The organism is Pseudomonas sp. LBUM1659, assembly GCF_059716045.1.
On the sequence record NZ_CP166797.1, the window covers coordinates 2,922,887 to 2,939,787 of the forward strand.

Consider the following 16,901-nt stretch of genomic DNA (forward strand, 5'->3'; position numbering starts at 1 on the left):
CCGAGGTCGCCCCATGAGTTCCCGCCTGGATTACTACAGCGCTTCGCCAAAAGCGATGAAAGCGATGATTGCCATGGAGGCCTTGACCAGCAACCTCAGTATCGAGCCCGCGCTGCAGCACCTGATCAAGATCCGCGCCTCGCAGCTCAATGGCTGCGCCTTCTGCACCGACATGCATTCGGTGGACGCACGGCGCCTCGGCGAGACCGACCGGCGCCTGTACTCGATCGTTGTATGGCGCGACAGCGGCTTTTTCACCCCGCGCGAGCGCGCTGCGCTGGCCTGGACCGAAGCCGTGACGCTGCTCTCCGAAAGCCACGTGCCGGATGACGTGTTCGCAATGGCCCGGGAGCAATTCAGCGAAGCGGAGCTGGTCGATTTGACGATTGCCGTGACCACCATCAACAGCTGGAATCGCCTGGCGGTGAGTTTTCGGCAAACCCCTGGCGGCTGAATCGATTATCCGCGCCCAGTGTCACGTCAGGTTCATAAACGCTGCGCAGGATGAGGGTTTCAAGGATAGATCGACAAGGAGTCATTGATGTCATTCAGGGAATCCACTTGCGCTGCCGGTATCGATCCGGTGCTGGCGCATTCCTTCCGGGTGAGCGCCCGTTGCGGGTGCTTCATGCAGGCCGCTCGCAGCCTCAATATCAAATCCACCCAGTTACGCAAACACCTGGCGCAGCTTGAGGCGCAATTGCAATGTTCGCTGTTCAATCATCAGGACAATGGGCTGGCCCTGAGTCGTGAAGGGTTGGCGCTTCAGGCGCATCTGATCGCTTTGGCCCATGAGCGCGATGCGCCAGTGATCGAGCAGCCGCTGATTCGCCTGGCGGTGGCCGAGTCGATCCTGCACGACATTCTCGGTCGTGACCTGATCGCGTTGTTGCGTCGTAACGCCAGCGTGCGGCTGGACATCATTACTCTCGACAGTGAGCTGAGCCTGCAAGCGATCAGCGCCGATGTGGTGCTGTGGCTGGCCGGCACGGATTCGCCACTGCCGGGGCCGAGTTTTGCAGTGAGCGAACCGCAGCGTCTGGCACGTCTGGAGTACCTGCCGCACATCGCCAAGCGCTATTCGCGAGTCGCGGCCCGGCCGGACAGCCTCGACGACCTGGCCGACTTCATGCTGGTGCAATGGCAGCACGATCGTCAGGTCGAAAGTTTTCGGACGTGGAACAGCGTGGTGGATCGGCGTTTGGCGGGCGTGGTGCAATTGCATTCCTATGCGCTGATGCTCGAGATGATCCGTTGCAGCGCCTGCATCGGGTTGTTACCGCGTTACATGAGCCAATTTGACCGCGGACTGATTGCGTTGCCCCGACTGTTCGACCAGCCGATGCAACGTCAGGTGTGGATGGCGGTGAATGTCGAATCTCAAGGGCAGGCCGGTGTGCAGATGATCGTTGAGCTGATCCATAACACCTTCCATGAGCGCCGGGAGTGGTTCGAAGGCTGAATGCGCTCCCACATGGGTTCTCCTCAAAGTTGGGTTCTGGTCACAGCGCAAGAGCGCGCTGTAGAGTAAGCGGCCATGTCTGCATCAAGGAAGAATCACCCATGCGCACCACCGAATCGGTCATCACCCTCGAACGTTTCAACGAATCCCATATCGATGGCATCACCGCGCTCTACAACGACCCGGTGATTACCCGTCAGGTGCTGCAAATGCCGTTTCAATCCACCGAAGTCTGGCGCAAACGCCTGGCAGGGGATAACGAACGTGTGGTGCAACTGGTCGCGCTGCATCAGGGCACGGTCATCGGCAACATTGGCCTGGAGCAGTTCTCGCGGATCCGCCGCAGCCATGCCGGCAACCTCGGCATGGGCGTCGCGGTGGCGTGGCAGGGCGAAGGTGTGGGTTCGACATTGCTGGCGGCGGCGCTGGACATCGCCGACAACTGGATGAACCTGCAACGCGTGGAGCTTTCGGTGTATGCCGACAATGAAGCGGCCATCGGTCTTTACCGAAAATTCGGTTTCGAGACCGAAGGCCTGTTTCGCGATTACGCCGTGCGTGACGGCCGACTGGTCGATGCCTTGAGCATGGCGCGTCTGCGTCGCACGCTTAGCGCCGATTGACTCAGTCGCCCAGTGCGAATGCCACCGCCGCCTGTGCATGCAGTTCGGTGGTGTCGAGCAAGGGCAGGGCGCTATGCTCGGGTTTGATCAGCATGCCGATTTCTGTGCAGCCGAGGATGATCGCCTGGGCGCCTCGCTGGGCCAGCGACTCGATCACCTGCTGATAGACCTTGCGCGACGCCTCGCTGCTCACCCCGACGCACAACTCATCGTAGATGATCCGGTGCACCGCTTGGCGTTCTTCGGCTTCAGGCACCAACACGGTCAGCCCCATCGCGCTCAAGCGATCCTTGAGAAAGTCCTGTTCCATGGTGAACGCGGTGCCGAGCAAACCGACCTTCAACGCATCGGCATCCACGGCTGCCTGACCGGTCGGGTCGGCGATGTGCAGGAATGGAATAGTGATCGCAGACTGAATCTGCCCGGCCACCTTGTGCATGGTGTTGGTACACAGCACCACACACTCGGCGCCGCCAGCTTCCAGTCGTCGCGCCGCATCCACCAGAATCGCCGCCGCATCGTCCCAACGCCCGGCATGCTGGGCCTGTTCGACAGGCCCGAAGTCGACACTGAACATGAGCAACTGCGCCGAACGCAAGGGCCCGAGCCGGTCACGAACTTGCTGGTTGATGAGGCGATAATATTCGGCGCTGGACTCCCAGCTCATGCCGCCGATAAGGCCGATGGTGCGCATTGAACACTCCCTTTGTTATCGCCTGTATTGACGTTGCAGGCGGGCAAAAGAGTTTCGAATTCTTTCGCCATGTATGCCAGTGATAAATGCACTGGGTCGTTCATTGCGTCACTGCCTGATCCGCTGCGACATATTCAAAGGTGGCAGTCCCCGTGGGGCTATTCGCCGGGGTCAGACGAATAATGGGCACCACAATTTTGGGGTTGGTCGAGTTGTAGTAATCCCGCTGGTTGTATTGCGCGTCGGTCAGTGGTTTCGGGTCTGTACCGCCGTAAACGTAAAAGAACGCCATGATCGGAAGCATATTGGGGCGACCGGGTGTCCAGGTTTTGATGATGACTTCGTTATGCCCGTTGAACCCCGTCGCACCCAATAGGGTTTTTGCACGAAGGGATTGGTAAAATGCCGGCCCTGCCAGATAGTTGCGATCATCGGTAATGTCGAAACCGCATTGGCGCAGATTTGGATTGCCGCCTGGTGTATTCCACACCGCCAGCCATTGTTCTGCCGTGGTTACGCCCGCGCCTTGGCAAAGTTGACTCTGAACGGGATAGTCACGATAGGGAACGCAGACGGACGTTTCACTTCGGTACCACGTCCATCCATCCATGGGATAAGAACACAGATATTCCAGATCTGTTTTGTCGGTCGGTGTCTCGAATATGGGGTACAGGATATAACCGTTGCCATAGCCCCATGCCAACCGTCCAAAATTTGCATCTGCCCGCAGAAAAGAGAAGGAAATACCGCCGCTTTTAATGGAGGCAGGGCTTGGGTCCCAGACTTTATAGGTGTTGGCGGGGTCTTTTACCGTCACTCTCAATGTGACACCTGAACACAGGAAAGCAGGTTGAGAATCGGATTTGTTGCAGTTCGCTACTGTGCTGCCATAAAGCGTCGTTAGTTGAGCCGCAATAGCGGGCCCATCTTGAGTAGTTCCCCCGCTGAGTACTCCGCCTACATCGGCTGGAGGTTGATCGATCTGGCTGCATCCCACCATCAATGCGAATAGAACAAATCCAATTATTTTGTGCATGACGAAACTCCCTGTCGATTGTCGTGTAATGACTTGGTTGGGTGATCTGTTTTGGGGATTGGTGAACTTGACTAAAATCTGCCGTAATAGCCGCTCAGCTATAAAGCGACTCTTAAACACCATGAGAAAATAATGGGGTCATCGGTGTCTGTTTTTTTCAGGGTGTAATTGAATATCACGTCAACCCCACGATTCTCCGTTAGCCATGCTTGTAAGACCGGAAGATTGGTAAAAGAAGGTTGTGTAATAGTGACTTCTTCACCGTATCGAGCCACTCGTCCGAACAGCGCAAGGCGCACTTTATAACTCCCCTCCAACGCGGGGTAATAGGCCCTGAGATTAAGTTTGTCCGAGGACAGTGTGGGTTCTGGAAGATGGTGTTTCTGCCCGGTGATTCGAATGCCCAGCGTTTTGGATGGCAGGTCCTCAGTGGTGCCCGGTAACCGGACGGTGTAGCTGATCTTCGCACCGCTGCTGATGCAGTCCACAACTTCCAGTCGGGGAACTTGAAATCTCAGCGTCTGCCCCGCCTGGGTGACCGTTTGAATCTCGCTGCCATAGGTCGAGTTGCGACCGAGCCAATAGACTTTGACGGTTTGTCCACGAGCCGAGCCGAGGAAATTGACCTCGACCGTTGCAAACGGGGCCTCATAGAAATCTTTTTCAAAGTTCAATACGGTGCCGTTCTGTTCCTTGGCTTCCAGCACTTTGGGCGGTTTCAGATCCAGAACCGGTTGTCTGATGTGCACGTCAATGTGAGTGGTGGGCGACCAGATCGCCTGCGGTCCAGATGAATTTCCGATTTGATCCACGACCCTGAAGCGCATGGCAAATCGAGGGTTATCCGTTTTGAACGCATCTGCCAAAAGCTTCAACACGATTGTGCCGGCAGCGGCTTGAGCCTCTGTCACTGTGTGCAGGACCGTGTGGCCATCACAATAGAGCGTGATTTTGTCGTGTTCTCGTATGTGAATGTAATTCAGTTTGACGTCTACCCCTTTGGCGACGCGATCGGCATCCAATCCTTTGTCTATGACATCAGCGGGAAGTGTCATTACAAGGTTGGGATTATCCCCTGTCCCCGTCACTTCGCCACCGGGGCGAGGCGTGTTAAAGAGAACGACCAGGTCCTCTGAGGTTACCGCTTCCTGACTGACACGTTTGACCCTCAAACGGATCCGGTTGATACCGTCCCGCAAGCGGGAGCCCGGCAAAAACAGTGAGAACCTTTTGTTTTCTTCGCCCGGCTGAATGGTTTTGTCGGCGACAGGTGTGGATTCGTTATTCACCAGCAACTCTGCTGTGTCGAACGCACTCATGTTGAGCCAAGGATCGACCACTGCTTCAGCGTCGGAAAGCCGTATGCCACCCTCGGGATTGCCGGAATGAAATACCGGCGTCGTCCACAGCAGTATGGTTACTTTATCTATCTTAAAAATCTGGCTGCTCATGTGGTGCGATCCTTTGCTGACGGCAGTGGGTTTTTCGTTGTGTCGACTGCCCGATCATCAAACACCTGATAGGTGAGTGTCGGCTACTGTCACATCTGACAGGTCGAAGGGAGTCTCCCACCGAAAATGCAGCCGTTCATCGTCTTCACTCGTAATAGTAGGGCGCACCCACCTGGCGGCTTTGTCGTACGTCGGCGGTCGTCATCTGCCATGATGAAAATCCGCAGCACCGCTCTAACCAAAGGAACACCGCAATGGACGACGTACAACAACTGGGCGAGATGCTTCGCCACTACGCAGAAAGCGAAGCGCACAAAAAGCAAACGTTCGAGTCGCAATCGGCCGTGTGGGCGACGCGTATCAGTGAGCTGTTCGATCAGATCCAGCAGTGGCTGGAACCGGTCCAGGCGCCGAATCTGCTGGAGGTGACCCGCGAGGCGTATGTCGCTTCAGGGCCGAGCGTGCCGGTTGAGACGTCGACGTTCAAAACCGAGAAACTGTCCATTGTCATTGCCGGCAAGCCGGTGGAGTTCGTGCCGGATGTGATGGGCGCTGGCGGCCAGATTTCCTTGGCGGTGATGGGACTTACGGCTGCGCGCTATGGCAGCGTTTCGCTGGTTTGCCTGCCGCCGTCGAGTAGCTGGCAGTGGCGCAAGACCAATGGCTTGAAAGACCCGGACACCTTTGCGTTCGATGCGAACTTTCTGGCGCAGCAGTTGCAAAGCCTGATCCCCCGCGATCGCGGTCAAGTTCTTCAGGATTGACCCAAAACCCGATGTAGGAGCGGGCTTGCTCGCGAATGCGGTGTGTCATTCAACATCGATGGTGACTGACACACCGCATTCGCGAGCAAGCTCGGCTCCTACAGGTCTCTTCTGTTGTTCAGGGTTATTTCAGCGCCGGGTCGCCCATGTTCATTTTCTTCCAACCCTGCAACAGCACCTGCGCTTTCGGTTCCTGCCCATTGCCCAGGTAGTACTGGATCAACGTCAGCCGCGCATTGCGGTTGGTAGGCTGCACTTTCAGCAACCGCTCCAGCACTTCGCAGGCCTCTTCAACCTTGCCGCTGTCATGTAATGCCACCGCCAGCACATAGCCGTACTGGCCGTTCTGCGGTTCCAGTTGCGCGGCTTTGCGTAGAGACGACATCGCCTGATCCGATTTCCCCGCACGTACCAGCGACAAGCCTTGGGTGTACTGCAATAGCGCGGCGTCCGGGTGATCCTTCACACCTTGTGCCAGCAGCGTCTGCGCCTCCTGGTGTTGGCCATTGGCTTCAAGCCATTGCACCAGCGACACCAGCGCGGGGAAAAAATCCGGATCGCGCTTGAGGGCCGTGCGCATGTACTTTTCGACCTCATCATTGCGGCCACTGGCCTGATAGAACATGGCCAGGTTGAGGTTGGCTTCGGCCCGTTCCAGCAGGCTCATCTGTGCCGCTTCGTACTCGGCAATAGCCGCATTCCAGCTTGCCTGGGCGCTGCCCAAACCCGTGCGGGCGACACTCAGCAGATCCCGGGCCGCAGCGATCCGCACAGCCAGCACCGGGTCGGCCAGCAACGGTGTCAACAGCGGCGCACGTTCGGGTGGCGGCAGGAGCGCGCTGATGGCCCTCACAGCACTTTCACGTACCTGAGGTACCGGATTGCTCAAGTCCTTGGTGGCCAGTTTCAACGCCTGTTCACTTGGGTACAGCACCAGCTCGGCGAGCAAAGTAGCCCGCTGAATCGCCGGCAAATTGCTCCGTTGCAGCTGCTCATACAAGGCTTGCGCCGCACCCGGCTGGCCGTTGCGAATCAGCCACAGGCTTTCGTCATAACGCGCGGCCTGTAAGGTTGGCGCGCTGTTCCACAATTTGAACTGCTCGGTGACCTTGTCGCCATCCTTGCCTTGGTGGCAGGTCAGACAAGCGTCCGGCGTGCCGAGTTTTTTTGCCCGTTCCGGGTTGGGAATACTGAAACTGTGGTCATGCCGGAAGTCGTTGCCCATGTAGAACTTGCCGGGCATATGGCAGTCCACGCACTGCGAACCCGGTTGGCCCATGGTGTGGCGAGTGTGTTCGACGGCGTCGTAGTTTTTCGCTTGCAGGCCTTTGCCGTCGACGCCTTCTACCGCCGTTTTGCCCGCCGTGTTGTGGCACTGCAGGCAAACGCCGTTGCCCGGCGCCTTGAGCTCGTTGCTGTGCGGGTTATGACAGTTGCTGCAGCGCACACCTTTGTCGAACATTTTGCTTTGGGCGAAGGAGCCGTGTTCAAACACTTCGTCCTTGATCTTGCCGTCCAGTGCATACAACTCGCGGGTCAGGACGCTTGGCAGGTAGTCATCCATCAGGCGTTTGCCGGGGGTGTAGCCATCGCTGAGCGGCGCGCGGCGCGAATGGCAGCGGGCACAGGTCTCGAGCTCGACGGTCGCATTCTTGTCCTTGAGATCGACGGTAAAACCGGCATGAATCAAATCACCTTTTTTCGCCGTCCATTCCAGGTGATTGGAAGCCGGGCCGTGACACGCCTGGCAGCCGACACCGAGGCTGTTCCATTGGCTGTCGAAGGTGTTTTTGGCGGCATCGAAATTGCGTTTATAGCCCGTGGTATGGCACTCGACGCACATGAAGTTGGCGTTCTGGCTCGGCTTGCTCCAGTGCAACGGGTTCTTGAAGTTCACGCCCTGGCCCGCATAGAGGTGGAACCAGCGGTGTTTTTCGGTATCCCAGGCCACGCCCAGAGGTTGCAAGCGACCTTCGCCGACCTCGATCAGGTATTGCTGCAACGGCGCGATGCCGAAGGTATAAGCCACCTTGAAGTCGGCGTTCTTGCCGTCGATGCCCGGTGTGTTGACCCAGAATTCGTCGCCCTTGCGCGAGAAAACGGTGGTCTCGTTTTCGGCTTTGAAGGTGACGTTATTGAAGTCGCCCAGCATCGTTTCGGGATTGGCTGGCTGCATCGCCAATTGGTGATGGGAGCCTTGCCAGTCCTTGACCTGCTCGCTGTGGCAGCCTTGGCATTGTTGCTCATCGACCATCTTCGCCGGAGCCACCGCTACCGGTTGGGGTTTGGCCGGTTGCGTGGCGGGGGCGCTGACAGGCACGGGTTTTAGCGGTGCCGGTGTACTGCTGAACAGAAACCAGCCGATAGCGATTACCGCCAACAGCAATGCACTGATGGTCACAGGAAAAAGGTAACGATTGATCAGGTTCGGTTGCGAATCAGGGTTTGGGTTTGCTGCGTTGTTTTTATGCTTCGGCATTGCGACTTCCGTGGTCCAGGTGCGTTTGCCTTAAGGCGCGCGATCAATCTGAGTGCAGCTTTGACGGATGCCGTGCATCTGTCAAATGAGGGTTGTGAAACGGTCCTCGAGTCTTACTCTCCGCCACCCACAAATCAGCGGTAATACGGGTTGCCGCCATCGCCCATCATCACTTCACGGATATCCCTGGCCCATGCGTCCCGGTCACCGTCATACGCGTGCAAACTCGCCCGATAGAACTGCATCAGGCGTTGTTGATGGGCATTCATGCGGTCGGTGAACCCGGCATCGGCATTCAGCAGCGGCACTGGCTGCCGCAAGTCGAGTAGGGCCGGTAGCACGCGGCTGATTTCCTTGGCGCGCACCCATGGAGCGTATTCGATACGCGGCTGATCATCGGTCACTGGTAGTGCATCGGCGGCGAAACGTTCCAGGCCGGCGCGGTCGGTCACCCACGTGGCGAGCAACGCAGCGGCTGAGCCGATGCCCACATCCTGCAGGATGCTGCGCACACTATCCTGCTGGAAACGTTGGCTGATTTTCGCAGCATCCAGTTCGATAGGCTCCATCGAGCCCACCAGCAGCATTTCGTGGAACTCGCTGGTCCACAACGTCGCGTAGGGGAAGACGTCGAGGAAGCTGCGCACCAGCGAGCGCGAATCGTCGATGTTCTGGGTTGGCAGCGGCAACCATTGCGCGACCAGGCCATTTTTCTCCAGACGACTGGCGGCCAATTGGTAGAAATCGCGGGAATACAGATTCACCACGCCGGCAGCGGAGGGCGGTGGCGGTTCGAGGGTGATCAGGTCGTAGTGCTGCGGGCTGCGCAGCAATTCCTGGCGACCGTCGCGCAGGCGCACATCCACCGTCGGGTCGGCGGCGGCATTGAAGTTGCCTTTGAATAACGGCGCGGCTTTGACCACCGACGGCAGCAATTCGGCGACGACGCGACGTTCCAGCCCCGGATAGCGGGTCAGGGCGCCTGCGGTGATGCCAGTGCCGAAACCGATCACCCGCGCCGAGCGCGGTTCGCCGTTATGGATCAGCAGCGGCAACAACGCCTGAATCCGCATGTAGCGCAGCGATGGCATGGCATCACCAGTGTTCGAAACACCCTGGATATACAGGCGCTGAAAGGACTTCTGACTCTTGCCCTGCGTGACCACGGCCACGGTGCCGTCGCGTCCTTCTTCATAGAATGCCAACGTGCCGTTGCGGGCGCCGGGCAGCAGGCTGGCGAGTTTGTCTACCGGGGTGAATATCGCCACGGTCACCGATAGCAGGCCAATGGCAACCACGCCCTGACGCCGCCTTTTGTTGACGTGATGACCCTTGCGCACCGCGAAATAGCCAATCCCGGCAGCGACAATAGCCAGCAACCCCAAGGTGCGAACCAGCCCCAGCAACGGGATCAGCAAAAACCCGCAGAGCATCACGCCGACAATACCGCCCAAGGTGTTGAACGCCACCACCGCGCCAACGTCCCGCCCGACCCGTTCAGGGCCGACGCTCAACCGCAGGGCCAACGGGAACGCCGCCCCCAGCAGCAAGGTCGGTACAAACACGATGCTTAGCGCCGCCACGGCAAACCGTGCGCTCATGCCCAGCAGTTCGCTACCGCCGATGGCCAGTGCCACGTTTTCGGCCTGGGATTGCAAAAACACCATCCAACGCCCGAGAAAGGCCACTTCCAGCAGCGCAATCAAACCTGCGCCGGCAATCAGCAAGCCAAACACGCCCCAGGGATCACGAAGGCGATCAACCCGTCGGGCCAGCAGGGCGCTGCCGATGAACAAACCCGTGAGGTAGGTCGCCAACACCACGGCAAACGCATAGGTACGGGTACTCATGAATTGCACGATGGATTGCGACCAGACCACTTCGTAGCCCAAAGCCACACCGCCCGCGATGGAGTACAGCCACAGCGCCAGACGATCCGGCGCTTTTTCCGCGTGGTGTTTGACCACAGTTTCGACCGGCGCCGGGCGGTGACGTTGAAACCACAAGGCACCAACGGCAGCCAGTAAGTTCAGCATCGCGGCGGCGAGGGCGCTGCCGCGCACGCCGAGGGTGGCGATCAGCACGAAGGCGGCGAGCAGGGTGCCGGCAATCGCGCCAGCCGTGTTGGCGGCATAAAGTTGGCCGCCAGCCTTGCCCAAGTGTTGCGGGTCGCTGGCCAACGAACGAACCAGCACCGGCAGCGTGCCACCCATCAACAGCGCGGGAATGCCCACCAGCGCAAACGGCAACACCCATGCCAGCCATCCGACGTGCTGTTCAAGCCAGGCGAATGGACTGGCGGCCATGCTCATCGCAAACGTCGCGCCAACACCCAGCACCGCCACCAGCACTTCCAGCCCCGCATACAGCAGAACCGGCTGCTGCACGCGATCAGCCCAACGCCCGAACAGCAAACCACCCAAGGCCAATCCGGCAAAAAATGCACTGATGCCGGTGGTGATCGCATACACCTCGACGCCGACCACCAGCGACAACTGCTTGATCCACAGCACCTGATACACCAGCGCAGCAGCGCCGGAGACGAACAGCAGCAGGGCAGGAATCAGCGGGGCCGGGGACGCGGCGCTGTGAGGGGCGGGTATGGCCGACGACTTGCTGGCGACACGTGAGGACATTGCGGGTTGCCTTGTTCCAATTCCAAAAAACCAGTGACTGTACTGGCCTCATCGCGAGCAGGCTCGCTCCCACAATGGATCTGCGGCATGGCACAAATCCCTGTGCGAGCCTGCTCGCGATGAGGTCGATACGGTCTCAAGTTGAAAATAAGGCCGCTCGCTGGTGAGGACGAGCGGCGGTCACGCGATCTTACTGTGCAGCCTGTTGAGCTCTCAATTTTTCAGCGATCTTCGCATCTATCTGAGCGCGGATCTGGTCAATGCTGAAGCTGGCTGGTTTCTGGCTTGGCGGATAATCAATGAAGGTCTGCAAGAACTTCGCTGACTTCGTGGTGGCGACCGCGACAAGGTAGACGTTTTTCATCATCCAGTCGTAATACTGGTCGGAAACCACGTCAGCGCGTTCGTACGGGTCCATCCGCAAGTTGAAGATTTTCGGCACGCGCAGGCAAACGAATGGTTCACTCCATACCTTGAAGCCGCCTGGTTCACGTTGTTCGCAGAACACCGCTTTCCAGTTGTCGAAACGCATGGAAACCAGCATGCCGTCGTCGTTGAAGTAGTAGAACTCGCGACGTTCACCTTTTGGCGCTTGGCCAGTCAGGTAAGGCAGTTGATTGTAGCCATCCAGGTGCACTTTGAAGTTGGTGCCACCCGACGTTGGCGTCCAGCCTTTGAGGAGCTTTTCCTTGACCTCGGTATCACCGGCGGCGGCCATCAGCGTCGGGAACCAGTCCAGTCCGGAGAACATCTCGTTGGACACTTCGCCCGCTTTGATCTTGCCTGGCCAACGGATCATAGCCGGTACGCGGAAGGCACCTTCCCAATTGGAGTTCTTTTCGTTAGGAACGGCGTGGTGGCCGCGTCCGGCCAGGAGAACTGGTTCGGGCCGTTGTCAGTGGTGTAGACGACGATGGTGTTGTCGGCGACTTTCAGGTCGTCGATTGTTTTGAGCAGCTTACCGATATCCCCGTCGTGCTCAATCATGCCGTCGGCATACTCGTTACCCGGCATCCCGCTTTGCCCGGCCATCGATTCGCGTACGTGAGTGAACGCATGCATGCGCGTGGTGTTCATCCAGACGAAGAACGGTTTGTCCGCCTTGACCTGTTTCTCAATGAACGCTTGCGCGGCGGCGGTGGTTTCGTCGTCGATGGTTTCCATGCGTTTTCTGGTCAACGCACCGGTGTCTTCGATTTTGCCATCCGCGAAACTGTGGGTCACGCCACGCGGAGAGTTAGCCTTGACGAATTCCGTGTCGTCTTTTGGCCAATAGGGGCGCTCAGGTTCCTCTTCTGCGTTGAGGTGATACAGGTTGCCGAAAAACTCATCAAAACCGTGATTGGTCGGCAGGAACTCGTCCTTGTCGCCCAAATGGTTTTTGCCAAACTGGCCAGTCGCGTAGCCCAGGGGCTTGAGTGCCTGAGCGAGGGTGATGTCACGTTTCTGCAGGCCTACCGGCGCGCCCGGTACACCGACTTTCGACAGACCGGTACGCAGCGGGGTCTGACCGGTGATGAACGACGATCGTCCTGCCGTGCAGCTGTTCTGCGCGTAATAGTCGGTGAACATCATGCCTTCCTTGGCAATCCGGTCGATGTTGGGAGTCTTGTACCCGACCACGCCCATTGAGTAGGCACTGATGTTGGTTTGCCCGATGTCATCGCCGAAGATCACGAGAATGTTGGGCTTTTCAGCGGCCCCGGCAGTTGCCGAAATCGCCATGACCGAGGCTGCCACCGGGGCGAGTTTCGGTAGTCACTTGTGTATGCGAGTCATCTGACTCGCTCCTTTTACTTACTACGTCGCTGATTGCGACAAACGTTTACTGCTGTCCTTCGTCACGCTTTTGTTACTGCTGTTGCTCGGTTGTGGGGGTGTTGTATGGATAAATCACGCGCCATTCGGTGGCCATGTTCACGACCGTCCAGCCAAGGGAATCGGCTACGTCCAGTGCCTTGTTCAAACGGCCGATGTCTGAATCGCGGTCATAGGCCCATTCGCGTTTGGCATCGGTGTGATGCACCAGCCCCATGAATCGTTTGCCCGGACCTGCGGCGGTCCATTGCAGCATCTGCAAGTCGCCATCGGAGTTGCCGAAGGCGAGGATCGGACGCTTGCCGATGATCGCGCTGATGCTTACCGGTTTGCCCGGACCGTCATCGTAGTGGGCAAATTTCGGTTCGCGCAGGATCGAGGTGTTGCCGTCCTTATCCTGGAAAGTTGTGACAAATGAAGTGCCGATCACTTGTTCCGGTGGAACGCCGTAGACCTTCTGGGCGAAGGTACGCATGAAATCGGTATCGCCACCCGAGACGATAAAGGTTTTGAAGTTCTCGCTACGCAAATAGTCGAGCAACTCCAGCATTGGCTGGAAAACCATCTCGGTGTACAGCTTTCCGGTCGTCGGGTGCTTGGCCTGGCTGAGCCAGGTCTTGGCGTAGTCATCGAACGTTTCGGTGGTCATTCCGGTGTGGGTTGCAATGAAGATTTTTATCATGCCTTCCATGCCGGAAGCCGCCAGCGCCTTGTGATCGTCTTCCAGCACGGCCTTGAACGGCTGGGTGGTTTTCCACTCAGGGTGTTGCGGCGCCGTGCGCTTGACTTCTTCGAGGGAAAACAGGAATTCGAAGTACATCGGCTTTTCGCTCCACAGGGTGCCGTCATTGTCGAATACCGCGATGCGGTCTTCGGGTTTGACGAAGTCCTTGCTGCTTTGGTCGGTGACGGCCTTGACGAACTCGACGATGTGTTGCTTCGAAGGACCGTCATTCCAAGAGGGCAGGGGTTCGGCAGCCTGCGCGAGCAGGGGCAGTGCCAGCGCAAAAAGCAGGGCCAGCCCGAAGCGGTGGCGGATCGATATCGGGTTCGTCATGGGAATTCCTTTTTGTGAACAGGATTTAGGGGGCGTAAGGCGACAGGGCACTCGGCGTTGCGATGTCCGGTCTGACTATGCAGCGTAGCCAAGGAACCCTTGAGCTGCCGCAGCGCCTGATCTTTTGTCGGAGCACGGCCGTAACAGTCGCGTAACAGGGTTTGCAGGCGCGGGCCGAGGTCGCTCAGTTTCAAGCCCATGCGGCTGCGTCGGAGCCACAGGTACAGCGCGCTCAGTTGCGCGGGTTTGCCGTCGATTTGCGCAGGTATTTGACGCCAGGCGTAGTCGGCGGATTCCAGCCAGGCTGCGTACCGAGCCTGGCGCCGGGCCTGCGCTGCCACACACGCGCGGTGGACGAATGGGCGGGCGAACCAGCCGAGCAACAGCACAACCAACAGCAATGCCGAAAGAACCAGCCAGTGCCCGGAAAGATGCACGCGACTTTGCTGGCCAAATTTTTTCAGGTCTTCGGTGATCGAGAACACCGGTTTGTAAGCACTGTTGGCGGCGGCGTCAAAGCTCACGGCCGGGACTTGCGCGGTCCGGATTTGCTGGCTGCTGGCGTCCCACCATGTCAGCTCGATGGCCGGCAGGTTGTAGCGGCCATCGGTGTCGTTTCGGTAGGTCACGGTGTCGATGCGCTGGCCGCCGTTGAAATTGCCCCGACCGTCATCCAGATTGCTGATCTGCGGGCTCTTCGGGTAACGGCTCAAGCCACTGACATCACCCAGTGCCGGTGCCGGCAGCGGCATGGCCATGGCGTTGTCGGCCTGTAAGGTCAACTGACGGGTGATGCTGTCACCGACCTTAAGCGGCGTCGCTGAGTTGATCACTTTCTGCGTGAAACGCAGCCCTTGTGCCACCACTACCGGCTCGCCGGGTTTGAACCCTGGCGGTTGCGCGGCGGTGAAGTGCAGCGGCTGGCTTTCGGCGCTCAATGGCGCGCTGGCCTGACCGGGTGTTGCGTGAACGGTCAGCGACGGGATGTCGAACCCCTGCGCCAGATTCGGCGTAATCCGATATCTGTAGCGCATGCCGTTGAAGGGTTTTCCGTCCAGCGTCTGATTGATGTGTTGGCGTGGCCGTCCGGTGGCAGGACCAGTGCACCCGGCAGTTTCAGGTCGGGCAAGGTCGGGGCGCCGGTGAACCAGCTGTCGGTGAGGACGTCGAGTTGAAGTTCCAGCAGGCCGCCGACCATGACGGAGGTGGCGGGTTGCAGGTGGGTCTGGACTCGGAGGTCGGGTTCGGCGGCACGTCGTTGGCGTCCATCGACGGCGACAGGTCAATGGCGATGATCAGCGGCGCACGGTTTTCCAGGAAGTCCGGGCGGTCCTGTTCCCAGGTCGGGCCGGCGGCGGCAACAGCGCCCAGAATCAACACGGCACAGACCAAATGCACCGGTCGCAAGCGGTGTTGATCCTGCGGGGTGATCAACAGGTGCGGCAGCAAGTGCTCGGCAATGTTGCTGCGCAAGCGTCGTTGCAAGTCGCGGCTGCGGCGCCAGAGTATCGGCAGCAACGCGGCGAACGGCACGAGTAATAGCCAGAGCGGGCGCAGGAAGTGGAAGTCGCTGAAATTGATCTCCATCTCAAGCCTCCTGCCGCTGACGCGCGAGCGTCAGGTGCGGACGGAGCAGGGCGCCCAGGTGATACAGCGCCAGCAGGCCGATGGCAGCACCGAGCGGCCACCAGAACAGGTCTTTCTTCGGTTGATGGCTGAGGGTTTTCACCTGGTGCGGGGTCAGCGTGTCGAGGGTACTGTAGACCTGATCCAGCGCGGTGCGGTCCTCGGCGCGGAAGAACTTGCCGCCGGTGGTTTCGGCGATCTGTTGCAAACCTTGCAGGTTGACCTTGGCTTCGCCCTCGGCGGTCGGGTCGCCAATGCCTATGGTGTGAATCACCACGCCTTTGGCGGCGGCCATTTGTGCCGCGTGGTCCGGGGCGCTGCTGGTGTCGTTGCCGTCCGTCAGCAGGATCACCACTTTCTCTTGTTCATGGGCTTGGTCGAGCAGTTTCAGGCTCAGGCCGATCGCATCGCCGATGGCAGTGTTGGGGCCGGCCATGCCGATGCCGGTGTCGTCCAGCAGCAGCGACAGGCTGGCGTGATCCAGGGTCAATGGCGCCTGCGGGTAGGCGCCGCTGCCGAACACGATCAGGCCCAGGCGATCGTCCTTACGCTTGTCGATAAAACCATGCACCACCTCTTTGACCGCCGCCAGACGATTGATCTTCTGACCGTTGGCGTCGGTGAAGTCGGTGGTTTCCATGGACTGGGAAATGTCGATGGCGAGCATCAGGTCGCGCACCGGTTGTTGGCGTTCGATGGGTTTTTCGACGAACACCGGACCCGCGGCGGCCAGCAGCACCAGCGCCCAGACCAACAGGTTCAAGGCGAGCTGCCAGCGATTATTGCGAGTGCCGGCCTGGCTTGGCGCTTGACCGACCGCGCGGCTCATGGCGCCGAAAAACGGCACGCGCACGGCGCTGCGGGCTTCGCGGTAATCGGGCAGGAAGCGGTAGCCGAACCACGGCAACGGCAACAGGAGCAACAGCCACGGGTAATCAAGCTGCCACATGATGATGCTCCACCCAGAGTTTGCAGGTGTTGAACAGTTGCTCGCGCTTTTCGCTTGGCAACGCGAGCAGCGTGGCATCGGGGGCATAGGCTAACTGGGCCAGTTGCTGACTGAAGTCTGCGGGTAACGGCTGGGCACTATGGCGCACCAAAAATGCCTGCCAGTCTTCACCCCCAAGCGCACCGATATGCCCCTGTGGGAGATTGCTCGCACCCACAGGGTTCTGTGCTTATTGCTGTTGGCGGCAACACTTCACGATTTGTATCTGGCCATAGGTCGCCGGGCCATTTCGTGGTTAACTTTGAC

11 protein-coding genes and 4 pseudogenes are annotated in these 16,901 nt (G+C 58.9%); 4 read left to right on the top strand and 11 right to left on the bottom strand.

Annotated features, from left to right (window positions below; genetic code table 11):
• The first annotated feature begins 13 nt into the window (after nt 1-13).
• The 3 genes from ACA048_RS13265 (at nt 14) to ACA048_RS13275 (ending at nt 2,085) form a co-directional block, all read left to right on the top strand.
• Complete coding sequence (locus ACA048_RS13265; RefSeq protein ID WP_497629515.1) at nt 14-454, top strand: carboxymuconolactone decarboxylase family protein; 441 nt, start codon at nt 14-16, stop codon at nt 452-454.
• An 87-nt stretch (nt 455-541) separates the two neighbouring features.
• Nucleotides 542-1,462: a LysR substrate-binding domain-containing protein gene (locus tag ACA048_RS13270; protein WP_497629516.1), complete on the top strand. Its 921-nt coding sequence runs from the start codon at nt 542-544 to the stop codon at nt 1,460-1,462.
• A 101-nt stretch (nt 1,463-1,563) separates the two neighbouring features.
• The gene (locus tag ACA048_RS13275) at nt 1,564-2,085 is read left to right on the top strand and encodes a GNAT family N-acetyltransferase (protein WP_497629517.1); all 522 of its coding nucleotides are present in this window, start codon (nt 1,564-1,566) and stop codon (nt 2,083-2,085) included.
• A 1-nt stretch (nt 2,086) separates the two neighbouring features.
• Here the strand turns inward: ACA048_RS13275 and ACA048_RS13280 are convergent, their stop codons facing one another.
• From ACA048_RS13280 to ACA048_RS13290, 3 genes are all read right to left on the bottom strand, one after another.
• A complete protein-coding gene (locus ACA048_RS13280; RefSeq protein WP_497629518.1) occupies nt 2,087-2,779 on the bottom strand; it encodes an aspartate/glutamate racemase family protein in 693 nt (230 codons plus the stop codon).
• A 100-nt stretch (nt 2,780-2,879) separates the two neighbouring features.
• On the bottom strand, nt 2,880-3,815 hold the full coding sequence (locus ACA048_RS13285; protein ID WP_497629519.1) for a halovibrin HvnC: 936 nt from the start codon (nt 3,813-3,815) through the stop codon (nt 2,880-2,882).
• 98 nt (nt 3,816-3,913) lie between these two features.
• Nucleotides 3,914-5,266, bottom strand: coding sequence for a hypothetical protein (locus ACA048_RS13290; RefSeq protein WP_497629520.1), 1,353 nt, complete (start codon nt 5,264-5,266; stop codon nt 3,914-3,916).
• 254 nt (nt 5,267-5,520) lie between these two features.
• On the opposite strand from ACA048_RS13290, the gene ACA048_RS13295 reads away from it, so the two are divergent.
• Complete coding sequence (locus tag ACA048_RS13295) at nt 5,521-6,030, top strand: hypothetical protein (protein ID WP_497629521.1); 510 nt, start codon at nt 5,521-5,523, stop codon at nt 6,028-6,030.
• A 124-nt stretch (nt 6,031-6,154) separates the two neighbouring features.
• Here the strand turns inward: ACA048_RS13295 and ACA048_RS13300 are convergent, their stop codons facing one another.
• From ACA048_RS13300 to ACA048_RS13335, 8 genes and pseudogenes are all read right to left on the bottom strand, one after another.
• The gene (locus ACA048_RS13300; protein WP_497629522.1) at nt 6,155-8,509 is read right to left on the bottom strand and encodes a tetratricopeptide repeat protein; all 2,355 of its coding nucleotides are present in this window, start codon (nt 8,507-8,509) and stop codon (nt 6,155-6,157) included.
• Between the two features lie 134 nt (nt 8,510-8,643).
• Entirely contained in the window at nt 8,644-11,145 is a 2,502-nt protein-coding gene (locus ACA048_RS13305) for a fused MFS/spermidine synthase (RefSeq protein ID WP_497629523.1), read from the bottom strand.
• A 190-nt stretch (nt 11,146-11,335) separates the two neighbouring features.
• A pseudogene (locus ACA048_RS13310) lies at nt 11,336-12,870 on the bottom strand (arylsulfatase).
• A gap of 127 nt (nt 12,871-12,997) precedes the next feature.
• Complete coding sequence (locus ACA048_RS13315; protein WP_497629524.1) at nt 12,998-14,020, bottom strand: HAD family hydrolase; 1,023 nt, start codon at nt 14,018-14,020, stop codon at nt 12,998-13,000.
• Nucleotides 14,017-15,239: pseudogene (locus ACA048_RS13320) on the bottom strand (BatD family protein). The gene ACA048_RS13315 and the pseudogene ACA048_RS13320 overlap by 4 nt, the downstream one beginning before the upstream one ends.
• A gap of 23 nt (nt 15,240-15,262) precedes the next feature.
• A pseudogene (locus tag ACA048_RS13325) lies at nt 15,263-15,607 on the bottom strand (hypothetical protein); the annotation flags it as partial.
• A gap of 1 nt (nt 15,608) precedes the next feature.
• Nucleotides 15,609-16,595: a vWA domain-containing protein gene (locus ACA048_RS13330; RefSeq protein WP_497629525.1), complete on the bottom strand. Its 987-nt coding sequence runs from the start codon at nt 16,593-16,595 to the stop codon at nt 15,609-15,611.
• Nucleotides 16,582-16,806, bottom strand: a pseudogene (locus ACA048_RS13335) (DUF4381 domain-containing protein); the annotation flags it as partial. The pseudogene ACA048_RS13335 and the gene ACA048_RS13330, both read right to left, overlap by 14 nt.
• Nucleotides 16,807-16,901: the final 95 nt, after the last annotated feature.

Excerpts from the sequence above, each read along its gene's own strand:
- ACA048_RS13315 (WP_497629524.1), bottom strand. The coding sequence starts at position 14,020 with ATGACGAACCCGATATCGATCCGCCACCGCTTCGGGCTGGCCCTGCTT.
- ACA048_RS13295 (WP_497629521.1), top strand. The coding sequence starts at position 5,521 with ATGGACGACGTACAACAACTGGGCGAGATGCTTCGCCACTACGCAGAA.
- ACA048_RS13290 (WP_497629520.1), bottom strand. The coding sequence starts at position 5,266 with ATGAGCAGCCAGATTTTTAAGATAGATAAAGTAACCATACTGCTGTGG.
- ACA048_RS13305 (WP_497629523.1), bottom strand. The coding sequence starts at position 11,145 with ATGTCCTCACGTGTCGCCAGCAAGTCGTCGGCCATACCCGCCCCTCAC.
- ACA048_RS13280 (WP_497629518.1), bottom strand. The coding sequence starts at position 2,779 with ATGCGCACCATCGGCCTTATCGGCGGCATGAGCTGGGAGTCCAGCGCC.
- ACA048_RS13300 (WP_497629522.1), bottom strand. The coding sequence starts at position 8,509 with ATGCCGAAGCATAAAAACAACGCAGCAAACCCAAACCCTGATTCGCAA.
- ACA048_RS13330 (WP_497629525.1), bottom strand. The coding sequence starts at position 16,595 with ATGTGGCAGCTTGATTACCCGTGGCTGTTGCTCCTGTTGCCGTTGCCG.
- ACA048_RS13270 (WP_497629516.1), top strand. The coding sequence starts at position 542 with ATGTCATTCAGGGAATCCACTTGCGCTGCCGGTATCGATCCGGTGCTG.
- ACA048_RS13275 (WP_497629517.1), top strand. The coding sequence starts at position 1,564 with ATGCGCACCACCGAATCGGTCATCACCCTCGAACGTTTCAACGAATCC.
- ACA048_RS13285 (WP_497629519.1), bottom strand. The coding sequence starts at position 3,815 with ATGCACAAAATAATTGGATTTGTTCTATTCGCATTGATGGTGGGATGC.
- ACA048_RS13265 (WP_497629515.1), top strand. The coding sequence starts at position 14 with ATGAGTTCCCGCCTGGATTACTACAGCGCTTCGCCAAAAGCGATGAAA.